18 protein-coding genes are annotated in these 23,017 nt (G+C 36.5%); 14 read left to right on the forward strand and 4 right to left on the reverse strand.

The window, feature by feature from the left end; all coding sequences use genetic code 11:
* Window positions 1–358: 358 nt before the first annotated feature.
* From rppH to gltP, 10 genes are all read left to right on the forward strand, one after another.
* Window positions 359–931: an RNA pyrophosphohydrolase gene (gene rppH / locus GQ593_RS10500; protein WP_160431976.1), complete on the forward strand. Its 573-nt coding sequence runs from the start codon at window positions 359–361 to the stop codon at window positions 929–931.
* Window positions 928–1,797, forward strand: coding sequence for a prolipoprotein diacylglyceryl transferase (lgt, locus tag GQ593_RS10505; RefSeq protein ID WP_160431977.1), 870 nt, complete (start codon window positions 928–930; stop codon window positions 1,795–1,797). Before rppH ends, lgt begins: the two co-directional genes overlap by 4 nt.
* Complete coding sequence (gene thyA, locus GQ593_RS10510) at window positions 1,794–2,588, forward strand: thymidylate synthase (RefSeq protein WP_160431978.1); 795 nt, start codon at window positions 1,794–1,796, stop codon at window positions 2,586–2,588. Before lgt ends, thyA begins: the two co-directional genes overlap by 4 nt.
* 247 nt (window positions 2,589–2,835) lie before the next feature.
* The gene (lpxL, locus tag GQ593_RS10515; protein ID WP_160431979.1) at window positions 2,836–3,786 is read left to right on the forward strand and encodes an LpxL/LpxP family Kdo(2)-lipid IV(A) lauroyl/palmitoleoyl acyltransferase; all 951 of its coding nucleotides are present in this window, start codon (window positions 2,836–2,838) and stop codon (window positions 3,784–3,786) included.
* 47 nt (window positions 3,787–3,833) lie between these two features.
* Window positions 3,834–4,916: a 23S rRNA (cytidine(2498)-2'-O)-methyltransferase RlmM gene (rlmM, locus tag GQ593_RS10520; RefSeq protein ID WP_160431980.1), complete on the forward strand. Its 1,083-nt coding sequence runs from the start codon at window positions 3,834–3,836 to the stop codon at window positions 4,914–4,916.
* Between the two features lie 20 nt (window positions 4,917–4,936).
* Complete coding sequence (locus GQ593_RS10525; protein WP_160431981.1) at window positions 4,937–6,778, forward strand: penicillin-binding protein activator; 1,842 nt, start codon at window positions 4,937–4,939, stop codon at window positions 6,776–6,778.
* Complete coding sequence (locus GQ593_RS10530) at window positions 6,744–7,115, forward strand: YraN family protein (protein ID WP_202115465.1); 372 nt, start codon at window positions 6,744–6,746, stop codon at window positions 7,113–7,115. Before GQ593_RS10525 ends, GQ593_RS10530 begins: the two co-directional genes overlap by 35 nt.
* 16 nt (window positions 7,116–7,131) lie before the next feature.
* On the forward strand, window positions 7,132–7,710 hold the full coding sequence (locus tag GQ593_RS10535) for an SIS domain-containing protein (protein ID WP_160403447.1): 579 nt from the start codon (window positions 7,132–7,134) through the stop codon (window positions 7,708–7,710).
* Between the two features lie 97 nt (window positions 7,711–7,807).
* Window positions 7,808–10,507 (forward strand): DNA topoisomerase (ATP-hydrolyzing) subunit A, encoded by a 2,700-nt coding sequence (gene gyrA / locus GQ593_RS10540; RefSeq protein ID WP_160431982.1) that lies wholly within the window; start codon window positions 7,808–7,810, stop codon window positions 10,505–10,507.
* A gap of 92 nt (window positions 10,508–10,599) precedes the next feature.
* The gene (gltP, locus tag GQ593_RS10545; RefSeq protein ID WP_442903610.1) at window positions 10,600–11,910 is read left to right on the forward strand and encodes a glutamate/aspartate:proton symporter GltP; all 1,311 of its coding nucleotides are present in this window, start codon (window positions 10,600–10,602) and stop codon (window positions 11,908–11,910) included.
* A gap of 181 nt (window positions 11,911–12,091) precedes the next feature.
* On the opposite strand, the gene rpmG is transcribed toward gltP, so the two are convergent.
* Window positions 12,092–12,259, reverse strand: coding sequence for a 50S ribosomal protein L33 (gene rpmG, locus GQ593_RS10550; RefSeq protein ID WP_025314526.1), 168 nt, complete (start codon window positions 12,257–12,259; stop codon window positions 12,092–12,094).
* 16 nt (window positions 12,260–12,275) lie between these two features.
* The gene (rpmB, locus tag GQ593_RS10555) at window positions 12,276–12,512 is read right to left on the reverse strand and encodes a 50S ribosomal protein L28 (protein ID WP_034884345.1); all 237 of its coding nucleotides are present in this window, start codon (window positions 12,510–12,512) and stop codon (window positions 12,276–12,278) included.
* Window positions 12,513–12,897: 385 nt separating this feature from the next.
* Between rpmB and aroE the strand changes: the two genes are divergently transcribed.
* The 4 genes from aroE (at window position 12,898) to GQ593_RS10575 (ending at window position 16,351) form a co-directional block, all read left to right on the forward strand.
* Window positions 12,898–13,728, forward strand: coding sequence for a shikimate dehydrogenase (aroE, locus tag GQ593_RS10560; RefSeq protein WP_160431984.1), 831 nt, complete (start codon window positions 12,898–12,900; stop codon window positions 13,726–13,728).
* A gap of 104 nt (window positions 13,729–13,832) precedes the next feature.
* Window positions 13,833–14,186: an Aca2/YdiL-like domain-containing protein gene (locus GQ593_RS10565; protein WP_160431985.1), complete on the forward strand. Its 354-nt coding sequence runs from the start codon at window positions 13,833–13,835 to the stop codon at window positions 14,184–14,186.
* Window positions 14,187–14,402: 216 nt separating this feature from the next.
* Window positions 14,403–14,915, forward strand: coding sequence for a shikimate kinase AroL (gene aroL / locus GQ593_RS10570; RefSeq protein ID WP_160431986.1), 513 nt, complete (start codon window positions 14,403–14,405; stop codon window positions 14,913–14,915).
* A 236-nt stretch (window positions 14,916–15,151) separates the two neighbouring features.
* The gene (locus GQ593_RS10575; RefSeq protein WP_160431987.1) at window positions 15,152–16,351 is read left to right on the forward strand and encodes an MFS transporter; all 1,200 of its coding nucleotides are present in this window, start codon (window positions 15,152–15,154) and stop codon (window positions 16,349–16,351) included.
* A gap of 616 nt (window positions 16,352–16,967) precedes the next feature.
* Here GQ593_RS10575 and GQ593_RS10580 read toward each other — a convergent pair.
* A complete protein-coding gene (locus GQ593_RS10580) occupies window positions 16,968–18,380 on the reverse strand; it encodes an FAD-dependent oxidoreductase (protein WP_160431988.1) in 1,413 nt (470 codons plus the stop codon).
* Window positions 18,381–18,393: 13 nt separating this feature from the next.
* Complete coding sequence (gene gltB / locus GQ593_RS10585; protein WP_160431989.1) at window positions 18,394–22,851, reverse strand: glutamate synthase large subunit; 4,458 nt, start codon at window positions 22,849–22,851, stop codon at window positions 18,394–18,396.
* Window positions 22,852–23,017: the final 166 nt, after the last annotated feature.

The raw sequence follows: 23,017 nt of genomic DNA on the forward strand, positions 1-23,017 counted from the left end.
ACGCCGTAGTGCCGATGGTAGTGTGGGTATTACCCATGTGAGAGTAGGGTGCCGCCAGACTTTTAAATTAGAGAGAGCCCAGCAGTGATGCTGGGCTTTTTTGCTTTTAAAGTTTTATTTATAAAAAAATAATTGAGTGCTGCATTAAAGATCATTTATAGTCTATGGATAGAATTTTTAGAAAATCTTTGGTTAGTAGTAACATTTATATTAATTGATATGATAACAAATATTAAAAAGAATAAAAATTAACCAATTAAAGAGCATGTTTATCCTATTTGTATTATTTTTTTATTTATTTATTACTGTATGTATGAAACAATTCAGTTATATAGGAATAAATTTTTTGAGGTAGTCAGTGATCGATAATGATGGCTACCGTCCAAATGTAGGAATAGTTATTTGTAACAGGTATGGTCAAGTACTTTGGGCTCGCCGATATGGGCAAAATTCTTGGCAATTTCCTCAGGGCGGAATAAAACAAAGCGAAACGCCTGAGCAGGCAATGTTTCGTGAATTAAACGAAGAAGTTGGTTTATTATCAAAAGATGTGAAGATTTTGTCCGTTACTAATGGTTGGTTACGATATAAGTTACCAAAAAGGATGATCCGTTGGGAAAATCAACCAGTTTGTATCGGACAAAAGCAAAAGTGGTTCTTATTAGAATTAATATCTGATGCATCGGCAATTAATCTCAATATGTCTTCAACTCCTGAATTTGATGATTGGAAATGGGTCAGTTATTGGTATCCTATTCGCCAGGTTATTGCATTTAAGCGGGATGTCTATAGAAAGGCAATGAAAGAATTTTCTTCACCTGTGTTTGCTATACAGTCCGAAATAGTGGCGCCAATAACGAATATTTCTAAAAAGAAAAGATTTAATTTCTTTGCTCATAAACGAAAAAATAAAAAGCGTATTAAAAAATGAATCAATATTTACAATTTCCTAACTTCGATCCAATAGCTTTCTCCATTGGTCCTATATCGCTTCATTGGTATGGCGCAATGTATTTGTTTGGTGTGCTGGGCGCACTTTATTTGGCTAAGCGTCGCGCAAATAAGCCAAATAGTCAATGGACCTCACAGCAGGTTGAAAATTTATTATTCTGGGGATTTCTAGGTCTTTTTATTGGAGGACGGTTAGGTTACGTTTTCTTCTATAACCTTAGTACTTTTATTAAAGATCCTGTAATTTTATTTAAAGTCTGGGAAGGTGGTATGTCTTTCCATGGTGGTTTAATTGGTGCTATTTGTGTTATTGCTATTTTTGCTAAAAAGACAAAAAAAACCTTTCTACAAGTAGGTGATTTTGTTGCACCTCTTGTACCGATTGGCTTGATGTTTGGGCGTTTTGGTAATTTTATTAATGGGGAACTTTGGGGAAGAGTTACTAATTCGTCTATTGGCATGTTATTTCCGACTTCATCACATGCTGATTTTATGTTTGTTCAGGCTCATCCTGAATGGTTCTCACTTTACGCTCAATTAAATGGCATTTTACCAAGGCATCCATCACAACTTTATGAAATGATGTTTGAAGGTATTGTACTATTTATTATCTTAAATATTTTTATCCGAAAACCAAGGCCAACGGGGGCCGTTTCTGGAGTATTTTTACTTTGCTATGGTTTATTTAGATTTGTTATAGAATTCTTTCGGCAACCAGATGAACAACTCGGCTTATTTTTAAATATTATCAGTATGGGACAAATTTTATGTCTACCAATGATTATTGGGGGAATTTTGATACTGTTATATACATATAGATTTCATAAGAAGGCAAAAACAAGATGAAACAATATTTAGCATTAATGCAAAAAATTTTAGCTGAAGGCACCTCTAAGTCAGATCGAACGGGTACTGGTACACTATCTGTTTTTGGGCATCAAATGCGCTTTAATTTGCAAGATGGTTTTCCTCTTGTTACAACTAAAAAATGTCATTTACGTTCAATTATTCATGAGTTGCTTTGGTTTTTGAAGGGTGATACGAATATTAAGTATTTACAAGATAATAAGGTTACTATTTGGGATGAGTGGGCTGATGAAGATGGTGAGCTTGGTCCTGTTTATGGAAAACAGTGGCGGGCATGGGGAGCTTCTGATGGTCGTCAAATAGATCAGATTTCGCAAGTAATTGAGCAAATTAAAATTGATCCTAATTCTAGACGTATGATTGTTTCTGCTTGGAACGTTGGAGAATTAGATCAAATGGCATTAGCACCATGCCATGCTCTTTTTCAATTTTATGTTGCAAATGGCAAACTTTCTTGCCAACTTTATCAACGTTCTTGTGATGTATTTTTAGGACTACCATTTAATATTGCCAGTTATTCGTTATTACTTCACATGATTGCACAGCAATGTGAATTACAAGTAGGTGAATTCGTGTGGACTGGTGGAGATACACATCTTTATTCCAATCATATGGAACAAACCCATTTACAATTAAGCCGTGAACCAAGAGCATTGCCCAAGTTAGTAATTAAACGTAAACCTTCAACAATTTTTGATTATGTATTTGAAGATTTTGAAATTGTTGGTTATGATCCGCATCCTGCAATTAAAGCCCCTGTTGCGGTTTGATCTTTTGTGAAAAAGTTTCAGGAAAATATGTGTTTTAATATAAAACAAGGAAGTTCTAAGAACCGATCATAATGAGTAATTCTCATTATTCGCTATGATCTGCTACTTTAAATATAAATCGATTCTAACTTTTGTTACTGAATGATGATATAAAGTTGCTTGTTAACTCTGTTGATTTTTCTGCCCCTAAAATCAGGATATGGTATATAATAATCAACTTTATTATTAACAATAACTTGATCTTAATATGAGTCAAAATCAAGAAATTCGTCCTATCTTTACTAAATGCTTACTGCACCCTCGTTATTGGTTAACATGGTTTGGTATTGGTATTTTGTATTTAATTCTACTGTTGCCATACCCAATTATTTATCACTTGGGGAAAGGATTAGGTTTATTTTCAATGAAATTAATTGGCAAACGAAAAGAAACGGCGAGCCAAAATCTTAAACTTTGTTTTCCTGAAAAAACACAACAAGAACGTGACCAGATGTTACGTGAAAATTTTATCTCGACCGGTTTGGCTATTTTTGAGACAGGTATGGCTTGGTTCTGGTCAGATAAACGGCTTGCCAAGCGCGTTTCTATTGTTGGCGACTGCCATATTAAAAAGGTACAACAATCAGGTCAAGGCGTTCTGCTTATAGGTATTCATTTTTTAACATTAGAATTAGGTGCACGTATTTTAGGAATGAGCCATCCAGGTGTCGGTGTTTATCGACCAAATGATAATCCCGTAATGGATTATGTTCAGCTTAAAGGCCGACTTAAGTCAAACAAATATATGTTAGATCGTCATAATACAAAGGGTATGATCCGAGCACTAAAAAATGGCGAATTACTTTGGTATGCACCGGATCATGATTATGGTCCTAAAAATAGTGTATTTGCGCCTCTATTTTCAGTAGAAAAAGCCGCAACAACCGTTGGTACGCGCATATTAGTTAAATTAGGTCAGCCTGCTATTATCCCATTTACACCTAAGCGTGAAAAAAATGGACATTACACAGTTTATGTGACTTCCGAGCTTAAAGGCTATCCAATCGATGATGATGTACGAGCTGCCACTTTTATGAACAAAGCTATTGAACAAGAAATTTTAAAAGCACCTGAACAATATATGTGGTTACATCGACGATTTAAAACTCGCCCAAAAGGGGAAGCTCCTTTATATACCGATAATGTTCAATCTGATTGATGTGATTGTTGCTTATTATGGTGGTTTAATAAATTTAATATACAATTATGCAAAAATTAAATAAGATCGTTTTATATTGTCGTTGTGGGTTTGAAAAAGAATGTGCTGCTGAAATCACAGATAGAGCCGTACAAAGAGAAATATATGGCTATGCTAAAGTTAAAGAAAACAGTGGTTATGTTGTTTTTGAATGCTATCAAGATGGAGATGCGCAATTATTGATAAAAGATTTGGCTTTTCGTTCATTAATTTTTGCCAGACAAATGTTTGTAGCGGGTGATTTATTAACAGATTTGCCGAATAATGACCGTATCTCTCCCATTATTGATGCATTATCTGGCACTATAGATAAAGCAGGGGATCTGCGTGTAGAGGTTGCTGATACTAATGATGGCAAGGCACTTTCCGGTTTTTGTCGTAAATTTACAGTTCCTCTTCGTCAGGCATTACGAAGTAAACGTATTTTATTAAAAGTTGCAAACTCATCGAGACCCGTTATTCACTTATTTTTTATCGATAGTAATAGTTGTTATGTTGGTTATTCACTGAGTCAAAATAATTCACCTTTTTATATGGGGATTCCAAGGCTAAAATTTCCAACCGATGCACCAAGCCGTTCTACGCTAAAATTAGAAGAAGCCTTTCATATTTTTATTCCTTATGAAGAATGGGATGAACGATTAAAAGGTGGTTTGAATGCGGTTGATTTGGGCGCTTGTCCTGGAGGTTGGACTTATCAGCTAGTAAAAAAAAGCATGATGGTTTATGCCATTGATAATGGACCGATGAATGAGAAACTTATGGAAACAGGACAAGTTAAACATTATCGTGAAGATGGCTTCAAATTTGTACCTAAAAAGCATAATATTTACTGGTTGGTTTGTGATATGGTTGAAAAACCGGCTAAAGTAACAGAATTAATAGCCAAATGGCTAATTAATGGTTGGTGTAGAGAAACTATTTTTAATCTCAAATTACCAATGAAAAAACGTTATGAAGAAGTAAAACAAAGTTTACAATTGCTAAACGACGAACTAAATAATAAAAAAATTAATGTACAAATTCAAGCTAAACAGCTTTATCATGATCGAGAAGAAGTGACCGTTCATGTGCAACGAATTTGGGGATAATAACTTACAAGAGAATGGCTATGAATTTAAAACACTCCTTTTATGCTATGTTAATAATGCCGATATTTGCATTTTTGGTAGGATGTACTTTTGAAACGTCAAAGGAATCACTTAACTTTGATAATAACAAAAATTCTAATTATTATCTATTACAAGCAGATAATAGTTCCGGTTCAATTAAAGTTAATTGGCAATTATTAGCTATTCGAGCTCTAATAAAAGAAAATAAATTTTCGCAAGCAAATACATTATTGTCGAGTTTACCTCTTAATCTCAATAGTGAACAGCAAAAAGAAAAATTATTGTCAAAAGGTGAAATTGCGGTAAAAAAAAGACAATCATTTGACCTTAATAAATTTGCTATTTCAGATTTGAATAACTCACAGCTATATCGTTATTATACGATTAAATTAGGTTTGGATATAAATAGTAAAGATATTAATGCTCAAGCTCACGATTATCTTCAATTAGAAAAATATGTAACAGAAGCTGAAAAAAGGCAATTATTAAATAATACATGGAATTTTTTCCGTAAGTTGAAATCCGATAAAATTAGTAAAGTTTTAGTCGGTGAAAATGAAGTAACATTACAAGGCTGGGTTGACTTAGCTTATACTTATCAAAATAATAGTAAAGCAATTGTTTCGCAAGATGATGATACTCCAGACACAATTGCAGCAAAATCCGAAAATCAAAAACAGTTATTAAAACAAGCTGTCAACAATTGGGCTACACAGCATCCAGATCACCCAGCTAAAGAGATTATTTCGATATTGACCGGTGAACAAACACTTTCTGCTGATGCTAATGCAAAAAAGGTTGCTTTATTGTTACCATTAAATGGTTCTTCACATATATTTGGTGAAACTATTCGTCAAGGTTACATCAGTGCCTCAAAGTTTTTTCCACAAGAACCGCAACAAAATGTGATTGTATTTGATACAACTAGTGCACCTATGGATACTTTAATCCAGCAAGCACAGGAACAGAATGTTGAATTAATTGTAGGACCTTTATTAAAAAATGAAGTTACTAAAATAAAAGAGTTAGCACCCGCTATTCCTGTTTTAGCCTTGAACAAAGTTGATAATACGACCACTTCTGCTAATAAAATGTGTTTTTTTGCATTATCTCCTGAAGATGAAGCAAAAGATGCTGCAGACCATATTTATTCTCAAAATAAAGTTAAACCATTATTATTAGTACCCCAAAGTGATTTGGGGCGACGTGTTGCACAAAGTTTTGCTACACAGTGGTCGCAATTGTCGGCAAATGCTTCACAGGCTTACGTGCAATATTTTGGTAATACTGCAACACTAAGTGCCAACATGAATCATAATATAGGTATTAGCCTTGCAGGTAGTCCTATCTCGATTGATGAAACACTAACAGAGGGAATGTCATCCGCTGGCTTTGATGCTATTTATGTTTATTCTTCATATGATGAATTGACATTGATAAAACCCATGCTTGATATGGGAGCGAATAAGACAATTGGTAATTCATCTGCTGTCATGCTTTATTCAAGTTCAAAAAGTCATGTAGCTAACGCTTCTAATGATTTTAATTATGATATGAATAAAACTGAATATGCAGAAATTCCTATGGTTATGAATCAAAAAGATAATACAAATATACCAAGCAATGTTCAGAAAGATTATTCATTAATGCGTCTATATGCAATGGGGGTTGATGCATGGAGACTTGCAAATCGTTTTAATCAGCTTAATTCGTATCAACTTAATTTTTTAGATGGTATGACAGGTAAACTATCCACAAGCGATCAATGTGAAGTAACTCGCTCACTCTCTTGGCAGCAATATATTTATGGCGATGCTAAATCAGATTCAAAAAGCGAATAAAAAACAAATTGGTGTGCATTATGAAAATATTGCGCGCCAATATTTGCTTAAGCAAGGGCTTGAACTACTTGCCCAAAATTGCCAATTTCGCTTTGGTGAACTCGATTTAATTATGTTAGACAATAAATGCCTTGTTTTTATTGAAGTACGTTATCGAAAAAATGCAAATTTTGGTGATGCTGAAATGACCGTGACATTAAATAAACAAAATAAAATCAAACAGGCGGCTCAACTATGGATGATAGAGCAAAATTTAAATATTGAGGATACAGAGTTTAGATTTGATGTTTTTGCTATTACAGGCAAATGTCAAAAATGGATTATTAATGCGTTTTAATTTTTAGGTGAAAGGCGTGCAAGATTTAATTAAAAATTATTTTACTGAAAGTATTCAAACACAAATTGTGATGGCAGAATCGCTTGGTTATTCTATTGAAAAGGCAGCAAATATTATTGTTGAGAGTTTACTTAACGGCAATAAGATTATGAGCTGTGGTAATGGTTCATCCGCTGCTAATGTACAAAGTTTTACTTCACGTTTAATTACCAGTATTAATATCGAAAGACCAAGTATTCCCGCAATAGCTTTAGTCTCGGACAATGTTTTATTAAGTGCTATAGCTAATCATGAAGAAATTTATGCCCGTCAAATTCAAGCATTAGGTCAGCAAAGTGATGTTTTAATCATAGCAACTTGCCAAGGCAATAGTCGAGCTATCATTCGCGCGGTTCAAGAAGCGGTAATTAAGGATATGAAAATCGTTGCATTAACCGCTTTTGATGGGGGGGAAGTTATTGGTTTACTTGGGCAAAATGATATTGAAATAAGAGTTCCATCTTATAAAAAAGTCATGGCTTACGAAATGCATGCCATGATTTTAAATTGCTTATGTCAATTAATTGAAAATACGTTGTTTATTCATAGCGAATAAGTTGAAATAAAAACTGTTTAGTTCTGCATTAATAGTGATTTTATGCTATAATTATCAACTATTTTGAAGACTTAAATTAATAAGAGAACATGGTGTTATGACCGAATTAGCCAAAGAAATAACTCCCGTTAATATTGAAGATGAATTAAAATCCTCTTATCTTGATTATGCAATGTCTGTCATTGTTGGGCGTGCTTTACCTGATGTGCGTGATGGGTTAAAACCTGTTCACAGACGTGTTTTATTTGCTATGCATGAAGCGGGATATGATTGGAATAAACCTTATCGAAAATCTGCTCGTGTTGTTGGGGATGTTATCGGTAAATACCACCCGCATGGTGATTCTGCTGTTTATGACACAATTGTGCGTATGGCTCAGCCATTTTCATTGCGCTATATGTTGGTTGATGGTCAAGGCAATTTTGGTTCTGTTGATGGTGATTCAGCTGCAGCAATGCGTTATACCGAAATTCGGATGCAAAAATTTGCTGGGGCGTTATTGACTGATCTTGATAAGGAAACAGTTGATTTTTCACCTAACTATGATGGATCAGAAATGATCCCCGATGTATTACCAACTCGTATTCCAAATTTATTAATTAACGGCTCTTCAGGGATTGCGGTTGGTATGGCAACGAATATCCCACCTCATAATCTTGCTGAAGTCATTAATGGCTGTCTTGCTTTTATTGAAGATGAAAACATTTCAATTGATGGTTTAATGGAACATATCCATGGTCCAGACTTCCCGACCGCAGCGCTCATTAATGGGCGTAAAGGTATTGAAAATGCTTATCGTACTGGTCGTGGTATTATCTATATTCGTTCTAAAGCCACAATAGAAGTTGATGACCATTCTGGACGAGAAACTATCATTGTTAACGAAATTCCATATCAAGTTAATAAGAAAAAATTGATCGAGAAGATTGCAGAATTAGTCAAAGAAAAGAAAGTAGAAGGGATTTCGGCATTACGCGATGAGTCAGATAAAGATGGTATGCGTATTGTTATCGAAATCAAACGAGATGCTGTCGGTGAAGTTGTATTAAATAACCTTTTCTCATTGACGCAATTACAAGTTTCGTTTGGCATCAATATGGTGGCGTTACACAAAGGCCAACCGAAACTATTAAACTTACGTGAAATGATTGAAGCCTTCGTTCTTCACCGCCGTGAAGTTGTCACTCGCCGAACCATATATGAATTACGTAAAGCACGTGAACGTGCTCATGTATTAGAAGGTTTGGCGATAGCACTTGCTAATATCGATCCAGTTATAGAATTAATTCGTTCTGCATCAACGCCTAGTGAAGCTAAAACCAAATTATTAGCACAAGCTTGGCAGCTTGGTCATGTTGCATCTATGCTAGAAAAATCAGGTAATGATGCGGCTCGTCCAGAAGATTTAGCGCCAGAATTTGGCATTCGTGAGGGGCACTATTACTTATCTGAAGCTCAAGCTCAAGCCATTTTAGATCTTCGCTTACATCGACTGACAGGACTTGAGCACGAAAAAATTCTTGATGAATATAAAGAATTACTTGTGCAAATTGGTGAATTATTACATATCTTGGCTAGTTCAGAAAGATTAATGGAGGTGATTCGTGAAGAGCTTGAAGCTGTTCGAGATCAGTTCCAAGATGCGAGAAAAACTGAAATTACTGCAAGTAGTGCAGATATTAATATTGAAGACCTTATTGCGCAAGAAGATGTCGTTGTCACACTTTCTCATCAAGGTTATGTAAAATATCAACCGCTTTCTGATTATGAAGCTCAACGTCGTGGTGGTAAAGGTAAATCTGCAACTAAAATTAAAGAAGAAGACTTTGTCGAAAAATTATTGGTAGCAAATACCCATGATACGATTCTTTGCTTCTCAAGCCGTGGTCGTTTATATTGGATGAAAGTTTATCAGTTACCTGAAGCCAGCCGTGGATCACGTGGGCGTCCAATTATCAATTTATTACCGCTTGAGGCGGGCGAGCGTATTACTGCGATTCTACCTGTTCGAGAATTTGATGATGAACATTGCGTATTTATGGCAACAGCGCAAGGTACCGTTAAGAAAACGTCTTTAATTGAATTCAGCCGACCTCGTAGTGGCGGTATTATTGCGATTAATCTACGTGATGATGATGAATTAATCGGTGTGGATTTAACTAACAACGACCATTTAGCTGCTACTGATGATGAAGATCTGAATGATGATGCTATTATTGATGAAGTTGAAAATGAGGATAATGAAGTCGCCGAGCACTCTAATACAGAGGATATTATGCTGTTTTCTGCCAATGGTAAAGTTGTTCGATTCCCAGCTAATAAAGTTCGTTGTATGGGGCGAACTGCCGCAGGCGTTCGAGGTATAAAACTTGATAGTGATGATAAAGTGGTTTCATTAATTGTACCTCGAGGTAATGGTGCAATTCTAACCGCAACTCAAAATGGTTATGGTAAACGTACACAACAAGAGCTATACCCGACAAAATCTAGAGCAACGAAAGGCGTTATATCTATTAAGGTTAGTGAACGAAATGGCTCTGTTGTTGGTGCTGTACAAGTCGATGATACCGATCAAATTATGCTAATTACGGATGCAGGAACGCTTGTTCGTACTCGTGTTTCAGAAGTAAGTGTTGTTGGTCGAAATACTCAAGGTGTTATGCTTATTCGAACTGCCGAAAGTGAAAAAGTTGTTGGATTACAGCGAATTGCCGAAACAGAAGATGAAGATGGTGAATCTGAATTATTGTCGCTAAGTGAAGAACGGAGTGATTCGGAACATGAGTCTGAAGAATAATTTTTAATTATTTAAAAGGATTAGTTAAATATAGCTAATCCTTTTTTATTTAGAATAATCTCGAAAAGGAATAGTATTTGATGTCATTTTCTATAAAAAAAATCTTAACAAATCTTGCATGGCAAATTTTGATAGCTTTGATGTTAGGGGTTGCAGTAGGCGCTTATTTATTTGAACTTTCAGTTCCAAGTCATCCATTACATTCATATTACCAATTTTCGATAGTGAATATCTTTCAACCTGCAGGCGATATCTTTATTCGATTAATTAAAATGATTGTGCTACCAATTATACTGAGCACATTAACGCTAGGTATTGCAGGTATTGGTGGTTCTAAACGATTAGGGACATTAGGTTTTAAAACAATTCTCTATTTTGAAATTATTACAACGATTGCTATTTTATTAGGTCTTTTTTGGGGTAATATTTTTGCACCAGGTGCAGGAATTGACTCCTCAACACTAGCAACGGCAGATATTAGTAAGTATACCCAAGCTGCTGAAGAATTAAGCGGAAAGCCTCATGGTTTAATTGTTATGATTCTTGATATGATTCCTGCCAATATCTTTAAAGCTATGACTGATGGTGCTGTTTTACCTGTCATTTTCTTCTGTGTCTTTTTTGGTTTAGGCTTAATGTCTTTGCCAGATAAACAACGCGAACCATTTGTATTCTTCTTAAAAGTAGTGTCTGACACTATGTTTAAAGTCACTAATATGATCATGCGTTATGCGCCTGTGGGGGTATTTGCACTGATTACTGTAACGGTGGCCAAATATGGATTTGAGTCTCTACTTCCTCTACTTAAATTAATTTTAACCGTCTATTCGGCAATGATTATTTTTACGTTAGTTGTACTGGGGCTTGTTTGTAAACTTTGCCAGTTTAATATTTTTACATTATTGAAAATATTAAAAGAAGAATTAGTGATCGCATTTTCGACCGCAAGTTCAGAGACAGCATTACCTAAAATCATTGAAAAAATGGAAGCTTATGGTGCACCTAAATCAATAACAAGTTTTGTTATTCCTACAGGTTATTCATTTAATCTTGATGGTTCAACACTTTATCAAAGCATTACCGTTATCTTTTTAGCACAGTTATTTCAGATAGATTTAACTATTTTAGATCAGATTATTATAGTCATTACTTTGATGATAGCATCTAAAGGGATTGCCGGTGTACCAGGCGCTTCAATTCTTGTTTTATCCGCAACGCTAGGTAGTGTGGGAATTCCACTTGAAGGGATTGGTTATATTATGGGTGTAGAACGTATTTTAGATATGGGTAGAACGGTAGTTAATGTGGTCGGTAATGCACTTGCAGCAATTGTTATTGCGCGTTGGGAACATGCCTTTGACGATAAAAAAGCAAGAGCTTATGAACAACAATATTTAAAATAAAACTATTTGTCGACTTTTAGAAAGCTTCAGGTTAAAAACTGGAGCTTTTTATTGTTTAGCTACTGCTTGTGTGGCGAAATGGAGTGATGGGGATATATTGATAGTAATGTGTGCTGGTGCGTAGTAATAGATATAAAAAACCCAGCATGTGCTGGGTTTTTGGGAAATTTATAATAGATAACTATTTAATTTTAGCTTCTTTATAAATAACATGCTGACGAACAACAGGATCGTATTTTTTGATCTCCATTTTTTCAGGCATGGTTCTTTTATTTTTGCTAGTGGTATAAAAATGACCTGTACCAGCAGAAGAAACTAATCTGATTTTTTCGCGTACACCTTTTGCCATGATATTGTTTCCTTAATTAGTACTTTTCACCACGGGCACGAAGTTCAGCTAAAACCGCATCAATACCCTTTTTATCGATAGTACGCATACCTTTAGCAGATACACGTAATTTTACAAAACGTTTTTCACTCTCAATCCAGAAACGGTGAGTTTGAAGATTTGGTAGAAAACGACGTTTAGTAGCATTCATCGCATGAGAACGATTATTTCCTACTAAAGGACCTTTTCCTGTTACTTGGCATACTCGTGACATGTCAATAATTCTCCGAAATTTCAATGCTTAAGCCTTGGGCGTAATATGTTAATGGAATTAACCTCGTCAGGCTTTTAGTTTGCTGCAGTTCTATCTGAGAAGCAGTCTAACCTCTCACACTACACCCATAATAATGAGGTAGCGAAGTATACGCTGTTATACGCAATTTCTCAAGCATTATCTTATTTTGGCGTAAAAATACGCATATTATCTAAATAAATATTAACGAATAGATAACTATTATTGCTATAAAACTATTATTCTATAGTTAGGGTTATCTTAGTTAAATACAAAAACTGTTTAATTTTATAATAAATATGTTTTAATACTATTTATTATAGATTTTATCTATTAGGTCTAATTTTCTAACTTTCAAGGAGATTGTATGAACCCATTCACGCCATATAGTATATACGGTATTATCGGTTATCCTTTAGGACATAGTATGAGCCCCCTTATTCATACTACATCATTTCAGGATTATGGTATTCCCTCAGTTTTAGTTCCTTTTGCTACGCCACCAGAAGATATTTCAACTTTATTCAAATCTGTAAGATTATTAAATATTCGAGGGTTGTGTGTCACAATTCCGCATAAACAAACGATTATTCCCTTTTTAGATAAAGTGACTGAGCATGTAAAAAAAGCCGGTGCTGCTAATTTAGTTTATTGGGAGGGTGATAAGCTTTGTGGTGACAACACCGATATTGTTGGTTTTATGCAACCTCTTGAACAGAAGAAATTACCAGCTGAATATAAAAAAGTTTTATTGCTAGGAGCTGGCGGTGCGGCACGCGCTGCGGTTGTTGGATTACAGGATCTTGGTTATACCGATATTACCGTGACTGATATAGCGAGTGACTTACCCAAAGCATTAGCTAAAGAATTTAATCTTAAAATAGTTGCTTGGGAAGAACGTAGTCAAGTTGAAGCGCAAATTATTATTAACTCTACCCCCTTGGGTATGCAAGGCAAATTTGAAGATCAGACACCTTATGAACAAGCTTGGTTTAAAGGAAAAGGATTGGCTTATGATATTGTTTATACACCATATAATACACGATTTAGACAAGAAGCAGAAAAAGCTGGCTGGGAATCTATTTCAGGGCGTGAAATGTTTATAGGGCAAGCAAATGCACAATTTAAAATTTGGACAGGAAAAGATCTTTCCGATAGGGCAAAACAAGCTGTAATAGATGCTTTAGCTGGAAAATAAATATTGAAAATAGAACATACATTTCATTAAAGTGAATGAGATGTATGTTAGATAAAATTAGGTGGTTGCTTTTTAATCAAGTTATATTATTAAAAGGAGTATTTATGACAAACCTAGAATTGCAAGCTTATCGTCGTTTTCTGATGCTAAAAGTATCAGAAGCTAGCCAATATATTGGTAAAACGGATGCTAAAACATGGCATGATTGGGAGAGTGGTACTATACCCGTGCCTGAGTTTGTTGAAATAACAATGCAAAAGCTGAAAAAGCTTCGCAATGATAAAATTAATATTATTATCAATAGTATCAATGATCGTGTTGGCAGTAATACAATACGCTACTTTATGACATATGAAGAATTTAAAAAAGTGAATTCTGATCTAGACGTGGTGCAATGGCGATTACATCAATCAATCGCCACAGAGCTCTATTTTCGTGGTTTAGAAAAACTATGTTAATTGACTTTATCAAGATGGCTTTTAGTAATCTAAAAAGTTTTCTTATAACCTTTGTAAATAATTATTTACAAAATAACGCATAAAATTTATTTTAATTTTTTGAAAAATAACTATTTTTTATTATTTCTATAATATGTAAAAAATATGTTGCAAAAATAAGAGTGAATCACTAGCATGGTTAATATATTCTATAAATCTGAAAAGATAGAACCCGATATGAATAAAACAATTTTTTTAGTTGGTGCAAGGGCGGCAGGTAAAACAACAATGGGAAAAATGTTAGCAAATAAGCTATCGTTTTCTTTTATTGATACCGACAGCCATTTGCTTGAAACTACTCAAAAAACAGTGGCTGAAATTGTTGAAAAAGAAGGTTGGGAAGGATTTAGAGCAAGAGAAAGCCAAGTGCTTGTTGATACAACTAAACCCAATCGTGTCATTGCCACTGGTGGAGGCATGGTATTAGCTGAGCATAACCGCGATTTTATGAAACAAAATGGCACGGTTATCTTTTTATCTGCGCCAGCGGCAACGCTAGCTGCTCGTTTAATGAAAGATCCGAATGTTGCTCAAAGACCCTCGTTAACGGGCTTATCTATTGCTGATGAAATAGATAAGGTATTAGCTGAAAGACTACCTTTATATCATGCTGCTGCTCACTATGTGGTGAATGTTGATCAAGATGAAAGCTTGATCCTAGCTAAAATGCTCGAAATGCTTGAAGGCTGAATTTAAGTTTTGTATCAGATACCACTTAAAAAGTGGTGTTTTTATTGGTATAGACAATAATAAAATTTAATAAAGATTCTATATAATTTTAATTTTCTGTCAGATTATTAATATTTTTTAGGAATAAAGAAGATAAAAGCCAAGTAACAAATCTATACTTACTCTTTCCGCTTAATATTGATACATATATATTGAATAGAACTAAAGTTTTATGTTTTACATATGGAGTATGACAAATGGATAATCGAAAGGTCAATTCTTATGGAATTGTTGGATCTATTTATGCAAACTATATTATTCAAAGTATTGCGCTAATTGTGATTATGCAATTTTCTCAAGCGCTTTCAAAGCAACTAAATACTGATATAGTTGGGCTTGGCTATGTTGCATCGGGCATAGGAATTGGCAAAATATTTTTAATGTTCGTTGGTGGGCTGCTATCAGATAAATTTGGTAGAAAGCTATTTATTTATCTAGGTATGATCTGTTATGCAATCTTCTTTGTAGGGATGACTTTTTGTACTAACATTCACGTAGCTTTTTGTTTAGCGATTGTCGTGGGGGCAGGTAATTCTTTTTTAGATACAGGCTCTATGCCTGCCTTGACTGAATGCTTTCCTGGATCTGCAGGATCTGCGAGTGTTCTTATCAAAGCCTTTATTTCCATCGGAACGCTAGTTCTACCTTTCATTATTACTTTTTTTGATACCAATAAAATATGGTATGGTTGGGCATTTTTCGGTTTTACTGCTTATTTAGTGATTAATAGCTTATTATTATTATCTCAACAATTCCCACATAAAGATACGACAATTAAAGGTTGTAAAGGTTCAGGAAACTATTTTATAGGTAATCCTCGATTTGAATTTGAAGGTATTTTACTGATTATCATGGGATTTACTACAACAGCAACGTTTGTCATTATTTTACAGTGGCTACCAACTATCGCGATTAAAGGTGTTAATATGAGCGATATCGATGCCAAACAATTGATCAGCTATTATAGTACCGCATCCATTATCTCGGTATTTGTTACAGCATTTGTGGTTAAACGTTTCTTAAAACCAATATTTTGTATTATTATTCTGCCTGCTTTGTCAGCCCTAGTATTAATTATTTTTTATTTCAATATTTCACCACAGATGTGTGTTATTGCTGCAATTGGCATGGGATTTACTGCTGCAGGTGGCGTGTTACAGTTGACGTTGGTTGTAATGCAACAACTGTTCCCAACTCGTAAAGGTCTTGCTGTTGGTTGTATGTATACATTTAGTGGACTATCGTTTGTTGTCATTCCGCTTATCGTGCCAAAATTGGCGATGCTTAACGTCAGTTATGCTATTTTAATTGATATTTTTATTGCGGCATCAAGTGTCGTACTTGGTTCAATTGTTTTTTATCGTTTTAAAAAAGTGATTGATTTAACAAAAATATAGATCATAACTTTAATAATTTTCAAAAAAAATTAATTGATAAGGAAAGAAAAATATATAGGCAAGTTAGTTTGCCTATATATGTAAGCATCTCACCATCGTTAGTACAAAACCCACATCGAAAATTACATTGCGAGTTTTAGTTTTATATTTAATTGGGAATCATATTCTTTATATGCTTAGTGGGTCTTTCCATGTTATAAATCGTCAGCGATTCTTCGGTTCATATGAGTAGAAAGAGGGCTTAAATTGACAAAGTTGGCGAGAGATGTGTTTTAGCAGTTAGATAGCAAAGCGCTTCTTAAATATAAAAAATATTTAAACCAAGCAGTAAAATAAAACTAATTTTTATACTAAAACACCTAGTTACCTGAAACTTTTTGACAAAAGTTTCAAAATCACACTAGTCCCAAAAAACTCTAAAACATCTAAACTAAAAAACAGAAACTATCATATAAATGCCTGATTTTTTAAAGTTACAAAATAAAATAAATAAGATCAACTGCATAGATGAAGTGTTTTTAATAAAAATAACAACTATTATGGAATACCTATATAATAATACAATAAATAAACCCGCTGATTTAAAGCGGGTTTATTTTTTAATTTAAAATAATAGTTAAACTTCTAAGTAATCTAAGATGCCTTCTGCCGCTTTGCGCCCTTCACTAATCGCCGTTACCACTAAATCCGACCCCCGAACGGCATCACCACCGGCAAAGATTTTAGCATTACTAGTTTGGTAACCATTAGCTTCTGGCGCAATGATTCGACCTTGCGCATCAAAATCAACACCTTGCTCGACAAGCCAAGGCATGGCATGTGGCTTAAACCCAAATGCCATCACGACAGCATCGGCAGGTAGGACAAATTCTGAACCTTCGAGCATGACTGGTATGCGTCGACCTTTTGCATCGGGCTTGCCAAGCTCTGTTCGGACCATTTTCACGCCTGTGACTTGCCCAGTGCTGTTAATTTCAATGCTTAGTGGTTGTACATTAAATTGAAATTGTGCGCCTTCTTCTTTAGCGTTTTTTACTTCTCTCTTTGAGCCTGGCATATTGGCTTCGTCTCGGCGATAAGCACAAGTTACTTCGGTAGCGCCTTGGCGAATCGAGGTTCGTACACAGTCCATTGCAGTATCGCCACCACCAAGCACAACCACACGTTTATTTTTCATGTCAATATAAGGCGTATCTTGGGTTTGTTGATGTTGCATGAGGTGCTTGGTATTGGCAATTAAAAATGGTAGTGCATCGTAAACACCGTTAGCATCTTCGTTTTTAAGTCCTGCTCGCATTGATTGATAAGTACCTGTGCCAACAAATACGGCATCAAATTCATTGATTAAGTCGGCTAGTTGGATAGTTTTACCCACTTCGGTATTGAGACGGAATTCAATGCCCATTTCGGTAAATATGCGGCGTCGGTTAATAAGTACTTCTTTATCTAATTTGAAAGCAGGGATACCAAATGTCAGTAATCCGCCAATTTCAGGGTGACGGTCAAACACCACCGGTGTTACACCATTGCGCACTAAAACATCAGCACAAGCAAGACCAGCAGGGCCTGCACCAATAACCGCGACTTTTAATCCCGTTTGTTCAACATTCGATAGGTTAGGTTTCCATCCCATTTTAAAGGCTTCATCAGTAATATAACGTTCAATATTTCCAATGGTAACCGCACCAAATTCGGCATTTAAGGTGCAAGAGCCTTCACAAAGGCGATCTTGTGGGCAGACTCGACCACAAACTTCGGGCAGGCTGTTGGTTTGGTGTGAGAGTTCTACCGCTTCTAAAATTTTACCTTCGTTAACCAATTTTAACCAGTTTGGAATATAGTTATGAACAGGGCAACGCCATTCACAATAAGGGTTACCGCAAGCGAGGCAACGATCAGCTTGAGCTTGGGATTGTGAAGATGAAAATCCTTCGTAAATTTCAACAAATTCAATTTTGCGTATGTTCAACGGTTTTTTCGGTGGTTCAACACGTTGTAAATCGATAAATTGATAAACATTTTGACTCATTTTCGTGTTCTCCTTACTGTGCTTGGACGTGCAGTTCTGCCGATGAGCGACTGCGGTGTCCAAGTAATGCTTTGACATCACTGGATTTTGGTTTGACTAATACAAATTGTTTGGCAAAATCATGCCAATTAGCCAAAATTTCTTCAGCCCGTGATGAATGAGTAAGTTGAGCATGCTCCATTATCAAACCACGTAAATGTTCTTCATGAATTGAATAATCGGCAACATTTAATAGTTCTACTAACTCTTTATTAATGCGTTTATGAAAATCACCATCTGTATCTAAAATATAAGCAAAACCACCGGTCATACCCGCACCAAAGTTAGCGCCTGTTTTGCCTAATACGCAGACAATGCCGCCAGTCATATATTCACAGCCATTGTCACCAATACCTTCAACCACACTAATTGCGCCAGAATTACGCACAGCAAAACGTTCACCAGCGCGACCTGCGGCAAATAATTTACCTCCTGTAGCGCCATATAAGCAGGTATTACCTGCAATGGTTGCTTCATGGCTTAGAAATGCCGAACCTTGTGGTGGACGAATGACAATACGACCTCCAGTCATACCTTTACCAACATAATCATTGGCATCACCAGTTAGCGTTAAGTCCACGCCGCCGGCATTCCAGACACCAAAACTTTGCCCCGCCGTGCCGTTGAAGTTTAGCGAGATCGGATCGGTGACTAAGCCTTGATCGCCATATTTTTGAGCAATATAGCCTGATAGGCTTGTGCCAACCGAGCGATCGGTGTTTTGAATGTCAAAATAGAAGCTTTTGCTTTGACGGTTATCAACAAATTGTTGTGCTTGCGTGATGATCTCTTTATTCAGTACCCCTTTATCAAAAGGTTTGTTATCTTCTATGCAGTAAACCGGTTTGCCTTCGAGTGGAGTGGCGGTTTTTAGCAGTCCAGATAGATCTAGTTTTTGTTGTTTCGCAGTGATGCCGTCGAGTTCTAATAATAAATCAGTCCGTCCGATTAAATCGACAATCCGACTTACGCCTAGTTCTGCCATCACTTCCCGTGTATTACGTGCAATAAAGCGGAAGTAGTTCATGGCTTTTTCAGGCAGACCATGATAGTGCTCGCTACGTAATTTTTCATCTTGTGTTGCAACACCTGTTGCACAGTTATTAAGGTGACAAATACGCAGATATTTACAACCCAAGGCGACCATTGGACCGGTTCCAAACCCGAAGCTTTCCGCCCCTAAAATGGCTGCTTTGACAATATCGGTACCGGTTTTTAATCCACCGTCAACTTGTAGACGGATTTTGTGGCGTAACCCATTGGCGACTAACGATTGTTGTGTTTCAACCAGCCCAAGCTCCCAAGGTGAGCCTGCGTATTTAACCGATGTTAATGGGCTGGCACCGGTTCCCCCGTCATAACCAGAAATGGTGATAAGATCAGCATAAGCTTTAGCAACACCGGTTGCAATAGTTCCAACGCCTGGTTCAGATACTAATTTGACCGAAATCATTGCGTTAGGGTTAACCTGTTTAAGGTCAAAAATAAGTTGCGCTAAGTCCTCAATTGAATAGATGTCGTGATGAGGTGGTGGCGAAATCAAAGTAACACCGGGTACCGAAAAACGTAATTTTGCAATATAAGGCGTCACTTTATCACCAGGTAGCTGACCACCTTCCCCTGGTTTTGCGCCTTGTGCAACTTTAATTTGGATAACATCAGCACTCATTAAGTAACTTGGCGTTACGCCAAAACGGCCTGATGCAACTTGTTTTATGCGCGAGACTTTTATGGTGTTGTAGCGTGCCGGATCTTCACCGCCTTCACCTGAATTGGAAAAACCACCGAGTGTATTCATGGCTTCGGCAAGCGATTCGTGCGCTTCAGGGCTCAGCGCACCAATTGACATGGCGGCTGAGTCAAAGCGTTTGAATAGCGATTCTTCAGGTTCGACTTGTTCCAGTGGAATAGCTGCATCTTTAGGTGGATTGAGCTTTAATAAATCACGTAATGTGGTAATAGGGCGATGATTGACGATATCAGCATAACGTTTGTAATCGTCATAACTGCCATTATTGACCGCTTTTTGTAGTGACTGTACCACATCAGGATTATAGGCATGATATTCACCACCATGGACAAATTTAAGTAGTCCGCCTTGTTCTAGTGGTTTTCTTCTTAACCATGCACTTTTCGATAAGTTAAATTGGTCTTGCGTAAAATCATCAAAATTAGCGCCACTAATACGGCTAGTGACACCTTGGAAACAAAGCTCAACCACATCCTTATGTAATCCAACCGCTTCAAATAGTTTTGAGCAGCGGTAAGAGGCAACGGTTGATATCCCCATTTTAGACATGATTTTGTATAGGCCTTTGTTGATCCCATTGCGGTAATTAAGAATTGCTTCGCGATAAGATTTATTTATTGTGCCATTATCGACCATTTGACCTAAGGTTTCATAGGCTAAGTAAGGGTAAATTGCTGTTGCTCCAAAACCAAGCAGTACTGCAAATTGATGTGGATCACGACAACTTGCAGTTTCAACAATGATATTGGCATCACAACGTAAATTCTTTTCAACTAAGCGCTGTTGTACAGCACCAACAGCCATTGGTGCCGGAATTGGTAAGCGATCGGCCGCGATGTTTTTATCTGATAAAATCAGTAAGACTGTGCCATTACGAACTTTTGCTTCGGCATCACCACATAATTGTTCAATGGCATCACGTAAGCTGCCATCAATGTCATAAGTGATGTCTAATGTTTCTAATTTGTAGTAACGCGACTCTAACGCGGTTAATTGTTGTAAATCAGAATAAACTAAAACGGGATATTTAAATGCCACGCGATGCGCTTGACCTTCTGCTTCGGCAAATACGTTCATTTCTCGACCGATGCTGGTTGAAAGCGACATAACATGTGCTTCACGTAGTGGATCGATAGGTGGATTTGTGACCTGTGCAAATTTTTGGCGGAAATAGTCATAAATTAAACGAGGTCTACTTGATAATACGGCAAACGGCGTATCATCACCCATTGAGCCCGTGGCTTCTTGGCCATTTTCACCGAGTACACGAATGCATTGGTCAAGCTCTTCAGCGCTATAACCAAACTGTTTTTGATAAGTGGCAAGTAACGTATCGTCGTAATTACGTGAACCAATGTTATCATCAGGTAGGTTTTCAAATGGTATTAGCTGTTTAACATTTTTTGCCATCCATTCTTTATAAGGATGACGTTTTTGTAAATCGTTGTCTGTTTCAGACGATTGTAATATGCGACCTTCTTCGGTATCAATAACTAATAATTCACCCGGACCAACACGACCTTTAGTGACAACTTCATCAGGTTGATAGTCCCAGATACCAATTTCAGAGGCACAGGTAATAAGTTTGTCTGTCGTTATTACATAACGCGCAGGACGTAATCCATTACGGTCTAAATTACATGCCGCATAACGTCCATCTGACATGACAATACCCGCAGGCCCATCCCAAGGCTCCATATGCATTGAGTTGAAATCGAAAAAGGCACGCAGGTCTTCGTTCATGTCAGGGTTATTTTGCCAAGCAGGAGGTACAAGCAGGCGCATAGCTCGTACAATATCCATCCCCCCAACAAGGAATAGTTCTAGCATGTTATCTAATGAACTCGAATCAGAGCCGGTGACATTAACAAATGGTGCGGCATCTTGTAAGTCCGGAATGAGTGGCGTTTTAAATTTGTATGAGCGCGCTTTTGCCCATTGGCGGTTACCTTCAATGGTATTGATTTCACCATTATGCGCCAGATGGCGAAAAGGTTGCGCTAATGGCCAACGAGGCACGGTATTAGTTGAAAACCGTTGATGGAATAAACAAATAGCCGTTTCCATGCGGATATCGGCCAAATCTAAATAGAATCGAGGTAAATCTTTAGGCATACATAAGCCTTTATAGATATTGACCTGATTGGAGAAGCTGCAAACGTAAAATGTGTCGTCTTTCACCCGTTTTTCAATTCGACGACGTACCATATATAAACGACGCTCTAAATCGATTTTTGTCCAACCGGCTGGGGCGTTGACAAACACTTGTTCTATTTTGGGTAGTGATGATAATGCTATTTCACCCAGTACGCTTTTATCAATCGGTACTTCGCGCCAACCTAGAATAGATAAGGTTTCTTCAGCTAATTCCTCTTCAACAATCTCGCGGCTTGCTTGCGCTTCTTTTTCGTCTTGGCTTAAAAATAGCATACCAACGGCATAATTAGTCGCTAAACGCCAGCCAGCATCTTGTGCCACTACTCTAAAAAATCGATCGGGTTTTTGCAATAAAAGACCACAACCGTCGCCCGTTTTTCCATCAGATAAAATGGCGCCGCGGTGTTGCATTCTGGCTAAACCGTGAATTGCTGTACGCACCACTTTATGACTTGGTTGCCCTTCAATGTGAGCAATTAGCCCAAATCCGCAGTTATCTTTTTCATGATGCTGGTTATATAACATATCATTGCCTCTAATTCATCGCTTTTATAATTTGAGAAGGTATAGGCATTAATCCCATATTAGGTGTGAAGTTAATTAAAAATCAGTTTTTGGTCAAATAAATATTACTTATAACTTAATTTTTTGATAACGAAGACTAAAATTATTAATAAAACTAATAAGTGGC

This window comes from Gilliamella sp. Pas-s25 (genome assembly GCF_009795885.1).
In the GTDB taxonomy this organism is placed as follows: domain Bacteria; phylum Pseudomonadota; class Gammaproteobacteria; order Enterobacterales; family Orbaceae; genus Gilliamella.

Bases quoted from the DNA above. Each gene is read 5' to 3' on its own strand.
- lgt (WP_160431977.1), top strand. From the start codon at position 928: ATGAATCAATATTTACAATTTCCTAACTTCGATCCAATAGCTTTCTCC.
- thyA (WP_160431978.1), top strand. From the start codon at position 1,794: ATGAAACAATATTTAGCATTAATGCAAAAAATTTTAGCTGAAGGCACC.
- lpxL (WP_160431979.1), top strand. From the start codon at position 2,836: ATGAGTCAAAATCAAGAAATTCGTCCTATCTTTACTAAATGCTTACTG.
- rlmM (WP_160431980.1), top strand. From the start codon at position 3,834: ATGCAAAAATTAAATAAGATCGTTTTATATTGTCGTTGTGGGTTTGAA.
- GQ593_RS10525 (WP_160431981.1), top strand. From the start codon at position 4,937: ATGAATTTAAAACACTCCTTTTATGCTATGTTAATAATGCCGATATTT.
- GQ593_RS10530 (WP_202115465.1), top strand. From the start codon at position 6,744: ATGGCGATGCTAAATCAGATTCAAAAAGCGAATAAAAAACAAATTGGT.
- gyrA (WP_160431982.1), top strand. From the start codon at position 7,808: ATGACCGAATTAGCCAAAGAAATAACTCCCGTTAATATTGAAGATGAA.
- rpmG (WP_025314526.1), bottom strand. From the start codon at position 12,259: ATGGCAAAAGGTGTACGCGAAAAAATCAGATTAGTTTCTTCTGCTGGT.
- rpmB (WP_034884345.1), bottom strand. From the start codon at position 12,512: ATGTCACGAGTATGCCAAGTAACAGGAAAAGGTCCTTTAGTAGGAAAT.
- aroE (WP_160431984.1), top strand. From the start codon at position 12,898: ATGAACCCATTCACGCCATATAGTATATACGGTATTATCGGTTATCCT.
- GQ593_RS10565 (WP_160431985.1), top strand. From the start codon at position 13,833: ATGACAAACCTAGAATTGCAAGCTTATCGTCGTTTTCTGATGCTAAAA.
- aroL (WP_160431986.1), top strand. From the start codon at position 14,403: ATGAATAAAACAATTTTTTTAGTTGGTGCAAGGGCGGCAGGTAAAACA.
- GQ593_RS10575 (WP_160431987.1), top strand. From the start codon at position 15,152: ATGGATAATCGAAAGGTCAATTCTTATGGAATTGTTGGATCTATTTAT.
- GQ593_RS10580 (WP_160431988.1), bottom strand. From the start codon at position 18,380: ATGAGTCAAAATGTTTATCAATTTATCGATTTACAACGTGTTGAACCA.
- gltB (WP_160431989.1), bottom strand. From the start codon at position 22,851: ATGTTATATAACCAGCATCATGAAAAAGATAACTGCGGATTTGGGCTA.